The sequence below is a fragment of the Janthinobacterium sp. RA13 genome, assembly GCF_000745325.1.
In the GTDB taxonomy this organism is placed as follows: Bacteria; Pseudomonadota; Gammaproteobacteria; order Burkholderiales; family Burkholderiaceae_D; genus Janthinobacterium; species Janthinobacterium rivuli.
This window is the reverse complement of record NZ_JQNP01000001.1, coordinates 506,395-521,329: the sequence shown is the minus strand read 5'-3', so window position 1 is coordinate 521,329 and position 14,935 is coordinate 506,395. Positions and strand designations below refer to the sequence as shown.

At 63.1% G+C, this 14,935-nt stretch carries 15 protein-coding genes; 8 read left to right on the top strand and 7 right to left on the bottom strand.

Annotation, left to right across the window (positions count from 1 at the left end; all coding sequences use genetic code 11):
• Positions 1–164: 164 nt before the first annotated feature.
• Together FG13_RS02335 and FG13_RS02330 are read left to right on the top strand one after the other, a co-directional pair.
• A complete protein-coding gene (locus FG13_RS02335) occupies positions 165–1,043 on the top strand; it encodes a flagellin N-terminal helical domain-containing protein (RefSeq protein ID WP_035818033.1) in 879 nt (292 codons plus the stop codon).
• Between the two features lie 56 nt (positions 1,044–1,099).
• Positions 1,100–2,200 (top strand): hypothetical protein, encoded by a 1,101-nt coding sequence (locus FG13_RS02330; RefSeq protein WP_200880240.1) that lies wholly within the window; start codon positions 1,100–1,102, stop codon positions 2,198–2,200.
• Between the two features lie 62 nt (positions 2,201–2,262).
• On the opposite strand, the gene FG13_RS02325 is transcribed toward FG13_RS02330, so the two are convergent.
• The 7 genes from FG13_RS02325 to FG13_RS02295 all read right to left on the bottom strand — a co-directional run bounded on the left by FG13_RS02325 (position 2,263) and on the right by FG13_RS02295 (position 8,691).
• On the bottom strand, positions 2,263–4,350 hold the full coding sequence (locus FG13_RS02325; protein ID WP_035818030.1) for a flagellar biosynthesis protein FlhA: 2,088 nt from the start codon (positions 4,348–4,350) through the stop codon (positions 2,263–2,265).
• Positions 4,347–5,486 (bottom strand): EscU/YscU/HrcU family type III secretion system export apparatus switch protein, encoded by a 1,140-nt coding sequence (locus tag FG13_RS02320; RefSeq protein ID WP_035818028.1) that lies wholly within the window; start codon positions 5,484–5,486, stop codon positions 4,347–4,349. The genes FG13_RS02325 and FG13_RS02320 overlap by 4 nt, the downstream gene beginning before the upstream one ends.
• A gap of 137 nt (positions 5,487–5,623) precedes the next feature.
• Positions 5,624–6,421, bottom strand: a complete 798-nt coding sequence (locus FG13_RS02315; RefSeq protein WP_035818025.1) for a flagellar biosynthetic protein FliR — start codon at positions 6,419–6,421, stop codon at positions 5,624–5,626.
• 11 nt (positions 6,422–6,432) lie between these two features.
• Positions 6,433–6,705, bottom strand: coding sequence for a flagellar biosynthetic protein FliQ (locus FG13_RS02310; RefSeq protein ID WP_034757874.1), 273 nt, complete (start codon positions 6,703–6,705; stop codon positions 6,433–6,435).
• Positions 6,706–6,708: 3 nt separating this feature from the next.
• Positions 6,709–7,479 (bottom strand): flagellar type III secretion system pore protein FliP, encoded by a 771-nt coding sequence (fliP, locus tag FG13_RS02305; protein ID WP_035818023.1) that lies wholly within the window; start codon positions 7,477–7,479, stop codon positions 6,709–6,711.
• A complete protein-coding gene (locus tag FG13_RS02300; RefSeq protein ID WP_035818022.1) occupies positions 7,476–7,841 on the bottom strand; it encodes a FliM/FliN family flagellar motor switch protein in 366 nt (121 codons plus the stop codon). The genes fliP and FG13_RS02300 overlap by 4 nt, the downstream gene beginning before the upstream one ends.
• Before the next feature lies 1 nt (position 7,842).
• Positions 7,843–8,691 (bottom strand): FliM/FliN family flagellar motor switch protein, encoded by an 849-nt coding sequence (locus FG13_RS02295; RefSeq protein ID WP_235211643.1) that lies wholly within the window; start codon positions 8,689–8,691, stop codon positions 7,843–7,845.
• A gap of 581 nt (positions 8,692–9,272) precedes the next feature.
• Here FG13_RS02295 and FG13_RS02285 point away from each other — a divergent pair.
• Genes FG13_RS02285 through FG13_RS02260 form a run of 6 tightly spaced genes read left to right on the top strand, consistent with a single transcriptional unit; the run spans position 9,273 to position 14,859 of the window.
• The gene (locus FG13_RS02285; RefSeq protein WP_034787870.1) at positions 9,273–9,611 is read left to right on the top strand and encodes a flagellar hook-basal body complex protein FliE; all 339 of its coding nucleotides are present in this window, start codon (positions 9,273–9,275) and stop codon (positions 9,609–9,611) included.
• Between the two features lie 60 nt (positions 9,612–9,671).
• Entirely contained in the window at positions 9,672–11,402 is a 1,731-nt protein-coding gene (fliF, locus tag FG13_RS02280; RefSeq protein ID WP_035818016.1) for a flagellar basal-body MS-ring/collar protein FliF, read from the top strand.
• On the top strand, positions 11,380–12,420 hold the full coding sequence (locus FG13_RS02275) for a flagellar motor switch protein FliG (protein ID WP_035818015.1): 1,041 nt from the start codon (positions 11,380–11,382) through the stop codon (positions 12,418–12,420). Before fliF ends, FG13_RS02275 begins: the two co-directional genes overlap by 23 nt.
• Positions 12,417–13,106 (top strand): flagellar assembly protein FliH, encoded by a 690-nt coding sequence (gene fliH, locus FG13_RS02270; protein WP_034787861.1) that lies wholly within the window; start codon positions 12,417–12,419, stop codon positions 13,104–13,106. The genes FG13_RS02275 and fliH overlap by 4 nt, the downstream gene beginning before the upstream one ends.
• Positions 13,103–14,413, top strand: a complete 1,311-nt coding sequence (gene fliI / locus FG13_RS02265) for a flagellar protein export ATPase FliI (protein ID WP_035818012.1) — start codon at positions 13,103–13,105, stop codon at positions 14,411–14,413. Before fliH ends, fliI begins: the two co-directional genes overlap by 4 nt.
• Before the next feature lie 8 nt (positions 14,414–14,421).
• A complete protein-coding gene (locus FG13_RS02260) occupies positions 14,422–14,859 on the top strand; it encodes a flagellar export protein FliJ (protein WP_046684908.1) in 438 nt (145 codons plus the stop codon).
• Positions 14,860–14,935: the final 76 nt, after the last annotated feature.

Sequence of the window (14,935 nt, the reverse complement as noted above, 5' to 3'; positions counted from 1 at the left end):
GGCCGCCTGCGGCCAGCAACGCCAAGCCAGACCGCGGTCTGGCTTTTTTTATGCGCAAAACGTATTTATTTGACTATATTGCCTTTCGATTTAACAATGCTGGCGCCGCAGTCGCCTATACAAGGTAGACCCGACTCACCCTCACCGCCCACCGGAGCCGCCACGTGCTGAGCATTCACACCAATATCGCCGCAATGTACGCCCAAAGCGCCGCCGCCAGTGCGCAAAGCCGGCTGTCGACGTCGATGATGCGCCTCTCCACCGGCTTTCGCATCAACTCGGCCATGGACGACGCTGCGGGCCTGCAGATCGCCACGCGGCTCAGCGCCCAGGTCAGCGGCATGACGGTGGCCATGCGCAATACGCAGAACAGCACCTCGATGCTGCAGACGGCCGAAGGCGCGTTTGGCGAAGTCACCGACATGCTGGTACGCATGAAAGACCTGGCCACACAGGCGGCCGACGCTTCGTCCAACCAGACCGACCGCGACGCCATGCAGTCCGAGTACGATGCGCTGGGGCTCGAGCTGTACAACATCCTGACCAACACTTCTTACGGCGGCAGCCTGCTGCTGGGCAATGGTGCTGCCGGCAAGGGCACGCTGTCGGAGGCGATGACCTTCCAGATCGGCGCCAGCAGCAGCGAAACCATGGGCTTCGACGTGTCGGGCAAGATGGGCAGCCTGGACACGATACTGAAAGCCATTTCCGCCAACTTTGCCGCCACCGGCACGGCCGGCAGCGAAATCGGCACGAATGCGAGCGCCAACAGCATGATCGACCAGCTGGCGGCGGCGCTCGACCAGGTCGGCGGCGTGCGCTCTGCCCTGGGCGCGGCGGCCAACCGCCTCGACCACGTGCACAACAACCTGGCCAACATGGTCACCAACACCAAGGCCGCCATCGGCCGCATCATGGATGTCGATTACGCGGCGGAAAGCGCCAACATGGTGTCGGCGCAAATGCTGATGCAGGCCAGCACGGCGATGCTCAAGCAAAGCCAGAGCATGCAGAAAATGATACTGTCGCTGTTGCAGCCATGATGGCTGATACCGCCTGATTCACCGGCTTTTATAGACTTTCATCTGGACACAGTGGCATGGCGATAGACCGCATTTCATCGGGCAACCCGGTTCCCCTGATTACCCAGCGCTTCGACGTCAGCCCCGCTACGCCGATGGTGCCGGGCGTGGTCCAGCCGCTGGTGCCCATCGGTCCCTACATGGCGCCCGCCCCCGACGCCGGCACCCTGCCCGCCCAGCTGCAACAGAAGGGGCAGGACAGCCTGGCATCCCTCATCAAGCCGAATGCCGACGGCACGGGCGGCGCCATGCCGCGCGACAGTAGCGCCATGCAGGTCAATCAGCTGTTCTTCACGCGCCAGCTGGTCTGGCAACCGCCCGACGCGGCGCAACTGGCCGCCTCGTGGCGCGTGATGGTCAAGACCTATGGCGAGCAATATGCGGCGCTGCAGGAGCAGGCGCGCGGCCAGCACGTGCCGGGCAATCTGTTCATGGCCGAGCAGCAACCGGCCCTGCTGCGCGAAGGCGCCCGTCCGCCGTTGACGGTCGACAGCGAAGCGTGGCGCTTTGCCGTGTATGGCTGGGGCGGCCAGCGCCTGCTGCTGCGCGTGCTGGCCAGCGACGAAGACGAAGAAGCAACACCGAGGCGGCGCGGCAAGGTGGCCCTGCGCGTCGAACTGATCATCATCGGCATCGGCCGGGTCGTGATCCAGATGGAGCCGTCCGGCGACGGCGTGCTGCTGGAACTGGCTGCCGACGAGGAAGCGGCATTGCGCCATTTGCGCCTGGCCCTGCCCGAGATCGCCGACGCCGTGCGGCGCACCGGCCTGCGCGTGGTGCGCTGCCGCCTGAACCGCCAGCTGCACGCGCAGCGCGTGCACGGCAATTACCCGATGCAGGCGGGCGCCGCGTCGCTGTCGCTGGCCCTGTTCCGCGCCATGGCCGAAGTGGCCCTGCTGCTGACGCGGCCGGAAGCGGAAGCGGCGGCCGATCCCGAGGCGCCGGCAGAGGCGCCCGCCGCCGAGCCGGAGGAAGAAATCATCGTCTCGAAGGAAGTGGCGGCGCCGCTCGGTTACGACTATGGCGACGAAGAAGACACGGCGCAAGCCAGCACCGTGCTGCTGCTGGCCGATGGCCAGGAACACGAGCTACTGCCACCCATCGACGAGCAGGATTGATGCAGCAGGATTGATACAATATAAAAACGGCGCCCGTAGCGCCGTTTTTGTTACTCCATCGATTACCCCACCGTGCCGATGATGCTCACTTCGCGGTTTTCCGGGATCTCGTTATACGACAGCACGTGCAGGCCAGGCGCGAACAGGCGCGCGTAGCGGGCCAGCAGCGGACGGATCTGCGGCAGCACCAGCAACAATGGCGGCGTGGCCTGCTGCTTCATCTGCTCGCGCGCCACCGGCATGTTCACTTGCAGCTGCGACAGCAGATGCGGATCGATCGGATAGTTATCGAGGGTCACCTTGCCGGACTGGCGCGCCTGGTTCAGCGAACCGAGCAGCATGTTTTCCAGCTCGCCGCCCAGGTTAAACGCCTGCATTTCCATCTTCTGGCCGAACAGGCCGCTGACGATCTGGCGCCGCAGCGCACAGCGCACCTCGGCCGCCAGCAGGATCGGATCCTTGGTGGTTTCCGAACTGTCGAGCAAGGTGGTGGCGATGGGCACGATATCCTTCAGCGACACATTTTCCGCCAGCAAGACGCGGAATACGCGCAGCAGCTGCGTGTGCGTCAGCGCCTTGTCCAGCGCGCCGGCCAGCTTGGGCGACAGGGCCGTCAGTCGCTCCATCATGTTCGAGACATCTTCGTGGCGGAACAGTTCCGGCAAGTATTCGCGCACCATCTTCGACAAGTGCGTGGCGATCACGCTGGGCGCCTCGATGACCTGGTAACCGAGGCCAAGTGCATGCGCCTTCTCGCTCGGCTCAATCCACGTCACGGGCATGCCGTAGGCCGGCTCGATGCCGGGAATGCCGTCCAGCTGGCCATACACGTTCGGCGACGGGATCGCCATCAGGCGGTCGGCCTGCACTTCCGCCTGCGCCACGACGGTGCCCGACAGGACGATCGCGTATTGCGACGGCTTCAGGGCCAGATCGTCGCGCACGCCGATATTCGGCAGCAGCAAGCCCATCGCCTCGGACAGGCTCTGGCGCACGCCCTTGACGCGCTTGTTCAATGGCTCGCCTTGCGTTTTATCCACCATGCCGACCAGTTTATAGCCGAGCATCACCATCAGCGGCTGCACGGCAGGCAGTTGCTGCCACTCCAGTTCGGCCGGACGCTCGTCGCGCAAGGCCGCCTCGATGGCCGCCATGCCGGCCGCATCGGGTCCCTTCACGCGCTTGGTCAATCGCCAGGCGACAAACGCCAGCACGCCGGCAAAGGTCATGAACATAAACCATGGCATGCCTGGAATCAGGGCCAGCGCCACCATCATGCCGGCCGCGCTGTAGATCACCGTTGGCGAGGTCAGCACCTGGCCTGCCACCTGCTGTTCGAAGTCGCCCGAATCGCTGATGCGGGTGACCAGGATGGCGGCCGCGGCCGACAGCAGCAGCGCCGGAATCTGCGCCACCAGGCCATCACCGATGGTCAGCAGTGCGTATTGACGGAAGGCATCGCCGAACGACAAGTCGTGCATCAGCGAGCCGATGGCCACGCCGCCGACCATATTGATGATCAAAATCAGGATACTCGCGACGGCGTCGCCGCGCACGAACTTCGACGCGCCGTCCATGGCGCCATAGAAATCCGCTTCGGCAGCCACGTCCTTGCGGCGGATCTGGGCTTTTTCCTGATTGATCAGGCCGGCGTTCAGGTCGGCGTCAATGGCCATCTGCTTGCCCGGCAAGGCGTCGAGGGTAAAGCGCGCCGACACCTCGGATATACGCTCGGCGCCCTTGGTGACGACGGCGAAGTTGATGATCATCAAGATCACGAAGACCACGATACCGACGACGAAGTTGCCGCCGATCACCACGTTACCAAACGCCTCGATCACCTTACCGGCCGCATCCGCGCCCGTATGGCCGTGCAACAGCACCACGCGCGTGGACGCCACGTTCAGGGTCAGCCTGAGCATGGTGGTGGCCAGGATCACCGTCGGGAAGACGGAGAAATCGAGCGGCCGCTTGGCCGACACGCTGACGAGGATGACGATCAGTGCCAGCACGATATTGAAAGTGAACAAGATATCGAGCAGCACCGGCGGCAGCGGCAGGATGATCATTGCCAGGATCACCAGCAGGAACAGCGGCGTGGCGAACTTGTGGCGGCGCATTTCAGCAACCACGCGGTTCAGGAAATTCATGAAGGGACTACCTCGCTCAGATGAGATGGCACGGCCATCTCGGTGGGTAATACGGGCTGGGCGGCACGCTGCCCGGACCGGAATGCTTTCAATTGCAGGATGTAGTTCAGCACCTGCGACACGGCCTGGTACAGCTGCACGGGAATCTGCTGCTGCACCTGGCTGGTGTTGTAGATGGCGCGCGCCAGCGGCGGCAACTCCAGCGTTTCGATATTGTGTTCCTTCGCCACTTGCCGGATATACAGCGCCATCTCGTCGACGCCCTTGGCAACGACGAACGGCGCCTCGGCGCGGTCCTGGTCATACTTCAGTGCGACGGCGTAATGCTCGGGGTTGACGATCACCACATCGGCGTCGGGCACGGTCTTGCGCACGCTGCGCCGGCCGATCTGCTGCTGCAACTGGCGGATGCGCTGGCGCACTTCGGGGCGGCCTTCGCTGCTTTTATGTTCTTCCTTGACATCCTGCTTGCTCATGCGCTGGTTGCGGGCAAAGAAAAACGCCTGCGCCGGCACGTCGATGATGGCAAACAGGACGAAGACGGAAATGAGCGCCATCAGGCCGTCGAGCATCAGCGCCGAGCCATCGAGCATGGCCTGCTGCAGGGGCCGGTGTTGCAAGTCCACGTATTGCACCAGGCTGGAGCGGCTCACGTGCACCAGTACCATGCCCAGCACGGCGGCCTTGGCGATCGACAAGCCGAATTCAAAAGCATGCTTGGGCGCAAACAGACGGCCCAGATTCTTGGCCGGGCTCAGGCGCTCCATCTTCGGCATCCAGTTCTTCGAGCTGATGACCCAGCCGCCGGGAATCAGGGAGCCGAGCACGACGAACAGGGGCACGCAGAACAGCGGCACGATCATCTTGATCAGCAAGCCCACCGACGTCGTAAACGCCATCGACATGGCATTTTCCAGCGCGCCCTTGCTGTCGAGCGGCATGAAGGCCATGGCGAACAGCTCGCGAAAGCTCAGCAGATAGCCTGGCAGCAGGTAAATGAAAACCTTCATGCTGATCAGGATGCCCAGCGCCGTCGACAGGTCGCGCGAACGCACCACCTGCCCTTCCTGGCGCGACTTCTTCAGCTTTTGCTGTGACGCCTTTTCGGTTTTGTCGCCCGTGCTGCTATCCGCCATGCGCCACCCCTTTCCGCACGTGCCCTACAAGCGTAGCGAGCAAGTTCAATGCCAGGTTGAGTAGCGCAGCTGTACGGAGGTACAGCGAGCAACGGATGCCCGGAAGTGGACTGCGCATTAGCCTGTTGGTACGTGCGCTATCCATGGGCCACCCGCATCTGTTCGGCGATCATATCGAGCACCCGGTTCGTCATGGCGATGTAGTGCTCCGGGATAAAGCGCACGATCTGCCCCACCATCAGCAGGCCAAACACGGTGATCATGGAAAAGCCCAGCGAAAACAGGTTCAGCGACGGCGCCACGCGGTTCAGGAAGCCGAAACCCAGTTGCACCACCATGGTGGAAAAGACGATGGGCAAGGCCAGCAGCATGGCGGCGGCGAAAATCCACGCCACGTTGTACGCCACCGTCTGCAGCAGCAGCGGCCCGTAGCCCTGCCCCACGGGCCAGGCCTTGAAACTGGCGCCAATCACGCCCGTCAGCACCAGATGGCCGTCGATAGCGAAAAACACGATCATGCACATGATGGTGAGCATTCCCGTGATCACGTCCGACGAGGTGCCATTGAGCGGATCGTTCATGACGGCCATGGAAAAGCCGACCTGGCTCGACACCAGGTAGCCGAGCACCGACATGACGGACATGGCGAAGTGGAAGGCCAGGCCCAGGACGAAGCCGATGATGGCCTGCTCCAGGGTGGCGACGAGGGCGTGCAGCGAAAACGGATCAATCTTCAGCAAGTCCTGCGACACGCCCGAGGCCTGCATCACGGGCAGCATCAGGATCGCCAGCACCAGCGACAGCAGCACCCGCACGGGCACGGGCACCATGGCGTCGCCGATCACGGGCGAGGCGCTGAGCATGGCCAGGATGCGGCAGAACGGCCACCACACGGCCAGCAGAAACGGCAGCACCTGATTGAAAATCTGATCCATGGCGCGCGGCGCTATCCGACCAGGGTGGCGGCGCGCTGAAAGATGGACACGCAATAATCCATCAGATAACCGGCCATCCAGCGTCCGGCCAGGATCAGGGCCAGCAGGGTGACCAGCAGGCGCGGCAGGAAACTCATGGTCTGTTCATTGATCGAGGTGGCCGCCTGCACCAGCGCGACCAGCAGGCCCATGAGCAAACCCGGCACGACCAGGATCACCACCAGCAGCATGACGACATGCAATGCTTCGATGATCAGGTCGACGGCGACTTCAGGGGTAAACATCGGTCAATAGCCCTGTATGCTGGTAACTAGGGTGTTGACGGTCAGGGTCCAGCCGTCGACGAGCACGAACAGCAGCAGCTTGAACGGCAGCGAAATGACGAGCGGCGAGAGCATCATCATACCCATGGCCATCAGCACGGACGCCACCACCAGATCGATGATGAGGAAGGGGATGAACAGCATGCAGCCGATCTGGAACGCCGTCTTCAGTTCGGACAGCACGAACGCGGCCAGCTTGACCGTGAAACTATGATCTTGCGGACGCATGCTTGCCGGCTCGCCTGCCAGGTGCGCGATCTGCGCCAGCGCCGCCTTGCTCGTCTGCGCCAGCATGAAGCGCGAAATCGGCACTTCGGCGATCTTCAGGGCTTCCTGCATGCCGATCTGGTCGCGGTCGTAAGGCACGAACGCTTCCTTCCACACCTGGTCGCCGATGGGGCGCATGACCAGCAAGGTGAGGATCAGGGCGATGCCGGTGACGATGCGGTTGGGCAAGCCCTGCTGCAGGCCCAGGGCCTGGCGCAGCAGGGACAGCACGATGACGAAGCGGGTAAAGCTGGTCATCATCATGACCATCACGGGCAGCAGCCCGAGCAGGGTCATGACGACGAGGATCTGCATCTTGACCGACAGGTCGGTCTTCGCGCCCGGCACCACGCCGGCCAATAAATCCTGCGCGCCAGCGGTGGCGCAGCACAGCATCAGGACGGGAACAGCCAGCGCGGCAGCCAGCGCGCCGCGGCGCCGGCTCAAACCGGGTACCGCCAGCTTCATGCTGTCATCAGGTCGAGATTGAGGCCGTCGAGGTCGATGACTTTCAGGCCATAGTTCTCGCCGGCCACCACCACTTCGGCGCGGCCGATCGGCGTGCCGTTGACCTTGATCACCAGCGGTTCGCCGGCCAGCATGTCGAGTTCGATCACGCTTTCCGGGCCGATGGCCATCAACTCTTCCAGCGAGATGCGGGCCGAGCCCACTTCCAGGGTCAGGGTGACGGGAATCTTGCGCATCATCTGCGGAATGTCGCGCCGCGCGCGGCCGCTGGCCACGTCGGACACATCGCCCTGCTCGATGATCATGTCATCGCCCAGGTCTTCCAGCAGGGTTTCGCTCTGGTTGGTATCGGTCATATTCATATTATTCGACATCTTCAAAGGAGGTTAAACAGAGCTTGCCCTTGTGTTCGGAAACAGCAGCTGTAAATAAACGGGAGTCGTCGAGCATGACGTCGGTACGGCTGAGGCTGACGGGAATCACGTCGCCCACGCGCAGGTCGAACAAGGCGCCCAGTTGCACCTGTTTGCTGACGAGGCGGCCTTCCAGGGTCACTTGCAGGCGCGACGCAAGCGGGCGCACGCTGCCGCGCAGGGCTTTCTTCGCTTGCGCGCGCTCGGGCAGCAAGCCGCGCAGCACGTCGGCCATCAGGCGCTTGTCCAGCGAGAACCAGAACTGGCCGCTTTGCCCCGCCTCGACGTCGCTGAGCGCCACGGTGACGATCCAGCTGCCGCGCACCGGATGCACGCCCGACTGCACGGCGACCTCGGCACTGGTGTCGATGTCGCTGATTTTGCCCAGGGTTTGCAGATTCTTGTGGACGCGGGAAATCAAACTGTTGACCAACTGTTGTCCCAGCACCACAGCGAGGCGCTCTTCCGTGGCCGTCACGCGCACCTGCGCCGGATCGGGCAACGCGCCCTTGGCGCCGGCACTACCATAGCGATAGTTCAGCACGCTCAAGAGTATCTGCCGCTCGAGGGCAAAGCCCGTCTGGCTGGCCGGCGTGGAAAAACTCAGCCAGCGGTTCACGCTGTCCTCGTTTTCCACGCGCGACAAGGTGACGGCATCGATCTGGAAATTGCCCCAGTAGCGACGGCTCATCGGCTGGCGCAGGGCCACGGCCAGGTCGTCGCGCAGCTGGGCGCCGAATACATGCAGCAAATGGACAGGACGTCCAAGCAGACAGGAATCGAGGACTTGATGGCGCACAGTTTGATCTGTCTTGGTAAGGATTGTCATGTAGTGGTCATGTCGGTATTGCGGTGGCAGAACAAATTATACGGATCGCCCGAAATTAAATACAGCATCATCTTGACCCAGGGTACTGGTCCGCAAGCAAACGATTGCGCATCGTATCGCATGCTAGATGACTACGGTGCTGAACAATACATGAAAAAGCTAAATATTGCCATGTATCAATATTCCTTGAGGCAATCCTCTCTTTACTTTATAGTTGCCGCGAGGTAAGCTTATAGCGAGAAAATAGTGATTTGCAGTGCGCCATTCCGCTTACCTGATTCCGGTTTTTATGGCAGTTTTCAGTTTCCTTATTGCCGCCAGAAGAAACTTTTATCAGATAATTATTAGTTGTCATGGCCATGTAAATCATATCGGCGCGGGTCTGCCGGGTTTGTTTGAATCTGCTTGAGCGGATGGTGTGGCAACTGATAAAACTGATGGGCCCTGTCATTCGGGCCGGGCGCGATGGCATTCAATGAAATGCCTGCCGGAATGGCAACACCAGTAATTTCTGATTGATACGTCACCGCATATTGAAAGTAGAGGGCACGATGAGCAACGAACTCGCAGGTCTGATCAAGGCCGATCTGGCAGCACTGAGCAACGACGCGCGCGCCCTGGGCGCCAGCATCGCGCCTGCCGCCCAATTCGGCGCCCCGGAACAATCGGGCTTCTCCTTCGCGCAAAGCATGAAAGACGCCATTGGCAAGGTCAACGGCGACGACCGCATGGCGGCGCAGAAAATGAGCGACGTCGACAGCGGCAAGAGCGACGACATGGTCGGCGCCATGCTGGCCAGCCAGGAAGCGAGCCTGTCCTTCTCCATGTTGATGCAAGTGCGCAACAAGGTCATGGGCGCCGTCGACGAACTCATCAAACTGCCTCTGTAATCTTCACGTCCTGAACCACGCCCAGCCTCCCAGCGAAAGTTATCCCAAGTGATTACCCCCATGAAGTCCGCATTTGCGCGCTGGCGCCTTGGCGCCCAGCCCGCCATCCCGCCCGCCCTGCTGAAAAACCTGGTTCCCATCGTCGTGCTGGCCATCGGCATCACCGCCATGGTGACCATGTATGCCTGGCGCGATCAGGCCAACTACAAGCCGGTGTTTGGCGCGCGCGAAAAAGTGGCCGTGACGGACATGATGGCCACCCTGGACGCCGAGCACATCCCCTACCGCCTGCATCCGGACAGCGGCCAGGTGCTGGTGCCCGACGCCATGCTGGGCAAGGTGCGCATGCTGCTCGCCTCGAAAGGCGTGACGGCGCAGCTGCCGGCCGGCCTGGAGCTGATGGACAAGAACGACCCGCTGGGCGTGTCGCAATTCGTGCAGGACGTGCGCTTCCGCCGCGGCCTGGAAGGCGAACTGGCGCAAAGCATCATGACGATGGACGCGATCGCTTCGGCGCGCGTCCATCTGTCGATTGCGAAATCGACGTCGTTTGTCGCCAGCGACGGCGACAAATCGTCCGCCTCCATCGTCGTGGCGCTGAAACCGGGCCGCACCCTGGCGCCGGAACAGATCGCCGCCGTCATCAACATGGTGGCCGGCAGCGTCGCCAGCCTGGCGCCCACGCGCGTGAGCCTGGTCGACCAGGGCGGCAACCTGCTGTCCGCGCACGTCGACCTGACGGACGGCTTCGACGCCTCGGCCGCCGGCAATGAAGGCGCGAAACGTTTCCAGGATGAAATCCGCCGTAACGTCACGGGCTTGCTCGGTCCCGTCATCGGCGAAGACAACTTCAAGCTCAGCGTGACGGCCGCCGTGAACAACGACCGCGTGGACGAAACCCTGGAAAAATACGGCGAAGCCCCGAAAGTGACGAGCGAAGCCATGCGCGAAGAGCAGGAACGCAACCGCACCGTGGCCGGCATTCCCGGCAGCCTGTCGAACCGTCCGCCAGCGGCCGCCGTGCCGGCACCGGCCGATGCAGCAGGCGCCGCGCCCGCTGATGGCGCACCGAAACCGTCCGACGACGGCACGGCCCGCAAGAACGCCACCACGCGCCAGTACGCCTACGACCGCAGCATTACGCAGATCAAGCGCAGCCGTGGCCGCCTGGAAAAACTCAGCGTCGCCGTGGTCCTCAACAGCGCCGCCGCTCCGAATCCGAAAACGGGCTGGACCCCTGCCGAACTGGGCAATATCGAAAAAATGCTGAGCAGCGGCCTGGGCATCAATGCCCAGCGCGGCGACAGCCTGAGCCTGACGGCGCTGGCCTTCCCGGCCAAGCCGCCCGTGGCGCAGTGGTGGGAAGAGCGCGACACCGTCGTCGATTTCAGCAGCTGGCTGTTGTACGCGCTGGGCGCCATCCTCGGCTACTTCCTGATCCTGCGTCCGCTGCTGCGTCTGCTGACCACGCGCCTGGCGCCGCCAGCGCTCAAGCAGATCGATCCGGCCATGGCCCTGGCCGGCAGCAGCGCCGCTGGCGCGAATGGCGCGGCCGTTGCCGGCGCGCCAGCCCTGGGCGTGAATGGCAGCCCGCTGGCGCTCGAAGGCGAGTCCGCCGGCGGCAACATGCCGGTCGTGCCGCTGCTGGAAAACTATGATTTGCCGCCACCAGGCTCGGCGGTCGACGTGATGGTCGACCACCTGAAAGTGCTGGCTGAAAAAGAACCCGAGCGTGTCGCCGAAGTCGTCAAACAATGGATGCAGAAAAATGGCCGAACTCAACAACAATAATCCCTCCGACGGCGCCGAGTACGAAAGCGTCAGCCTGAATCCCGTGGAACAGGCAGCCATCGTGCTGCTGAGCATCGGCGAAGAACAGGCCGCCAACGTGCTGCGCTGCCTGTCGCGCGAAGAATTGCTGGAAGTCACGCAAGTGATGTCGCGCATGAGCGGCATCAAGGTCGAATCCGTGAAAACGGCCATGCAGACCTTCTTCGACGACTACCGCCAGCAAAGCGGCGTGCATGGCGCCTCGCGCAGCTACCTGAAGCGTTCGCTGGACATGGCGCTGGGCAGCGATATCGCAAATAGCGTGCTGAACAATATTTACGGCGATGCGATCCGTCCCAAAATGGCGCGCCTGCAGTGGGCCTCGCCAAAATGGCTGGCCGAATACATCGTCAACGAACACGTGCAGATGCAAGCCGTGTTCCTGGCATTTTTGCCGCCCGCGCTGGCCGGCCAGATCCTCGACGCCCTGCCCGTCGAAGGCCGCGACCTGGTCTTGCTGAACCTGGCGCGCCTGGACGAGATCGACCGCGACCTGCTGGTCGAGCTCGACGAACTGGTAGGCCGCTGCCTGGGCACGCTCGACACGCAAAGCACCAGCGTGGAAGGCATCCGCCAGGCGGCAGAGATTCTCAACCGCATGCCGGGCAACCGCGCCGCGCTGGTCGAACTGCTGCGCGCGCACGATCCGGACGTCGTCTCGGAAATCGAACTGAGCATGTACGACTTCCTGATCCTGGCCACGCAGAGCGATGTCACGCTCACGCGCATCCTGGAAGACGTGCCGATGGAACAGTGGGCGATTGCACTGAAGGGTGCGGAACCGTCGATCCGCGACGCCGTGCTGAAAACCATGCCGCGCCGCCAGGCACAGAGCTTCGAAGACATGATGCGCCGTTCCGGCCCCGTGCCTTTGAGCCGTATCGAACAGACGCGCCAGGAAATCATGGCCACCGTCAAAGGCCTCGCCGATGCAGGCGAGATCGAAGTACAACTGTTTGCCGAAGCGGTGATCGAATGAAACACTTCCGCTCGTATCGCTTCCCTCCCCTGTCGCAATTCATCGCCGCCGGCCAGCGTGCCTCCAACGAGGACACGGATGGCCAGTGGCAGGCGTCCGTCTCGGAAGGCTTCGAGCAGGGCCAGCGCGACGGCTACGAAGTGGGCCTGGTGCAAGGCCAGCAGGACGGCTACGACACCGGACGCAACGACGGCATGGCGCAGGGCCGCGAAGAAGGCCGCAATGAAACCCTGGTGGCGCTGGACCGCCTGGCGCGCCCCGTCGACGCGATTTTGCGCGACCTGAAAAAAGTGCGCGCCGATTACCGCGAAGCGCAGCGCAAGGAAGTGGTCGACCTGGTGGCCAAGGTGGCGCGCCAGGTGATCCGCGCGGAACTGGCGTTGCAGCCGGTGCAATTGCTGGCTCTGGTCGACGAGACCCTGGCCTCGATGCCGCCCACGCGCGAGGAAATCGACGTCTTCCTCAATCCGGAAGAATTGAAACGCATCAGCGAGCTCGATCCGAAGCGCGCCAAGCGCTGGAACCTGATCGCCGACGCGCGCCTCGACGCGGGCGAATGCCGCATCAAGGCGGGCGACAATGAAGTCGACGCGGGCTGCCATCAACGCCTGTCGGCCTGCATGGAGCAAGTCAGCAGCCACCTGGCGCTGGCCGCCGAACACGCGGACCAGGGCGCGCCTGCATGATCGCCGACACGCTGCGCAGTTTCGAGATCGGCGATATCCCGGTCGCGACACCGACCGGCCGCCTGGTCGGCGCGTCCGGCCTGCTGCTGGAAAGCGCCGGCTGCCGCCTGCACACGGGCCAGCGTTGTCAAATTGAAACTGTGAGCGGCGAGTGGCTCGACGCGCAAGTCGTCGGCTTTCGCGAAAAACTGTCTTACCTGATGCCGTTCAAGAAAGCCACCGGTCTGACCACCGGCGCGCGCGTACTGCCCCTGCCCGACAAGGCCAGCCTGCAGATCGGCCCGTCATGGCTGGGCCGCATGGTCAATGGCCTGGGCGAGCCGATCGACGACCTGGGCCGCCTCGGTGGCGAACACACGCTGGAAGTCACGCCACCAAAAATCAATCCTCTGAAGAAACAACCGGTGATCGAGCCGCTGGACGTGGGCGTGCGCGCCATCAACAGCATGCTGACCCTGGGCAAGGGCCAGCGCGTGGGGCTGATGGCCGGTTCCGGCGTCGGCAAGAGCGTGCTGCTGGGCCTGATCACGCGCCAGACGGTGGCCGATGTCGTCGTCGTCGGCCTGATCGGCGAGCGGGGCCGCGAAGTGCGCGAATTCGTGGAAAAGTCGCTCGGCGCCGAAGGCTTGAAAAAGGCCGTGCTGGTGATCGCGCCGGCCGATGAATCGCCGTTGATGCGCATCATGGCCACCGAGTTGTGCCATTCGATCGCCGCCCATTACCGCGACCAGGGCAAGCACGTGCTGCTGCTGGTCGATTCGCTGACGCGCTATGCGATGGCCTTGCGCGAAGTGGCGCTGGCCCTGGGCGAGCCGCCAGCCACGCGCGGCTATCCGCCGTCCGTCTTTTCAAACTTGCCGCAACTGGTGGAAAGCGCCGGCAATGGCGCCCACCCGGAAGGCAGCATGAGCGCCATCTACACGGTGCTGGCCGAGGGCGACGACCAGCAGGACCCCGTGGTCGACACGGCGCGCGCGATTCTCGACGGCCACATCGTGCTCACGCGCGAACTGGCCGAGCGGGGCCACTACCCCGCCATCGACATCGCCGCCTCGATCAGCCGCTGCATGGCGCAGGTGATCACGCCGCCCCACATGCAGGCGGCGCGCGCGCTGAAAGCATCGATGGCGCGCCATGCGCGCGTGCGCGACCTGATCCCGCTGGGCGCCTACGTGCCCGGCGCCGACCCGATCACCGACCGCGCCGTGCAGTTGCACGCGCCCATCGAAGCCTTCCTGTGCCAGGGCACCAAGGAAGAGGCGCCGATGGGGCCGTGCATCGAACAACTTGAACAGATCATGGCCTAGGAGCATACGTGAGCGACGCGCATACCATCCGCAACCTGACCACCCTGGTCGGCCTGCGCAGCACCGAAGTGGAACGCCTGCAAGGTGAAATGGCGGCGCAGACGGCCGTGCGCGAGCGCTACCAGAAAAACCTGGAGCGCCTGACGGGCCTGTACACGGATAGCGGCCCCAGCGGCGCCCTGCCCCTGGCCCTGTCCGTCAACTGCGGCAACTTCAAGCAGGCAGTCATGCAGATGGCCGACCAGCACCGTACCGATTTGCACCTGCACGAAGCCAACATGGCCGTGTCGCAACGCGCCCTGAATACGGCCTGGGCCAAGCGCGAAGTGCTGGACCAGGTGCTGACGCAAAAACAAAAGCATGTTGCAAATGAGCAACACCGAGTTGATGCCAAGCGGCAAGACGAGCTGGCGACGCAATTCTGGTTCCGCGGGCAGGTAAAATGAGGTTTGTGTAAGTTTCTTTCAGGAAAACTTCACAAAACGGGAATGGGGGTCGCCTTGTACCGGTATATCCCTTTAT

What these genes read in the sequence shown, in the direction of transcription:
- FG13_RS02325 (WP_035818030.1), bottom strand. Translation starts at nt 4,350, where the DNA reads ATGAATTTCCTGAACCGCGTGGTTGCTGAAATGCGCCGCCACAAGTTC.
- FG13_RS02330 (WP_200880240.1), top strand. Translation starts at nt 1,100, where the DNA reads ATGGCGATAGACCGCATTTCATCGGGCAACCCGGTTCCCCTGATTACC.
- FG13_RS02315 (WP_035818025.1), bottom strand. Translation starts at nt 6,421, where the DNA reads ATGGATCAGATTTTCAATCAGGTGCTGCCGTTTCTGCTGGCCGTGTGG.
- fliI (WP_035818012.1), top strand. Translation starts at nt 13,103, where the DNA reads ATGATCGCCGACACGCTGCGCAGTTTCGAGATCGGCGATATCCCGGTC.
- FG13_RS02300 (WP_035818022.1), bottom strand. Translation starts at nt 7,841, where the DNA reads ATGAATATGACCGATACCAACCAGAGCGAAACCCTGCTGGAAGACCTG.
- FG13_RS02320 (WP_035818028.1), bottom strand. Translation starts at nt 5,486, where the DNA reads ATGGCGGATAGCAGCACGGGCGACAAAACCGAAAAGGCGTCACAGCAA.
- FG13_RS02285 (WP_034787870.1), top strand. Translation starts at nt 9,273, where the DNA reads ATGAGCAACGAACTCGCAGGTCTGATCAAGGCCGATCTGGCAGCACTG.
- fliF (WP_035818016.1), top strand. Translation starts at nt 9,672, where the DNA reads ATGAAGTCCGCATTTGCGCGCTGGCGCCTTGGCGCCCAGCCCGCCATC.
- FG13_RS02310 (WP_034757874.1), bottom strand. Translation starts at nt 6,705, where the DNA reads ATGTTTACCCCTGAAGTCGCCGTCGACCTGATCATCGAAGCATTGCAT.
- fliP (WP_035818023.1), bottom strand. Translation starts at nt 7,479, where the DNA reads ATGAAGCTGGCGGTACCCGGTTTGAGCCGGCGCCGCGGCGCGCTGGCT.
- FG13_RS02275 (WP_035818015.1), top strand. Translation starts at nt 11,380, where the DNA reads ATGGCCGAACTCAACAACAATAATCCCTCCGACGGCGCCGAGTACGAA.
- fliH (WP_034787861.1), top strand. Translation starts at nt 12,417, where the DNA reads ATGAAACACTTCCGCTCGTATCGCTTCCCTCCCCTGTCGCAATTCATC.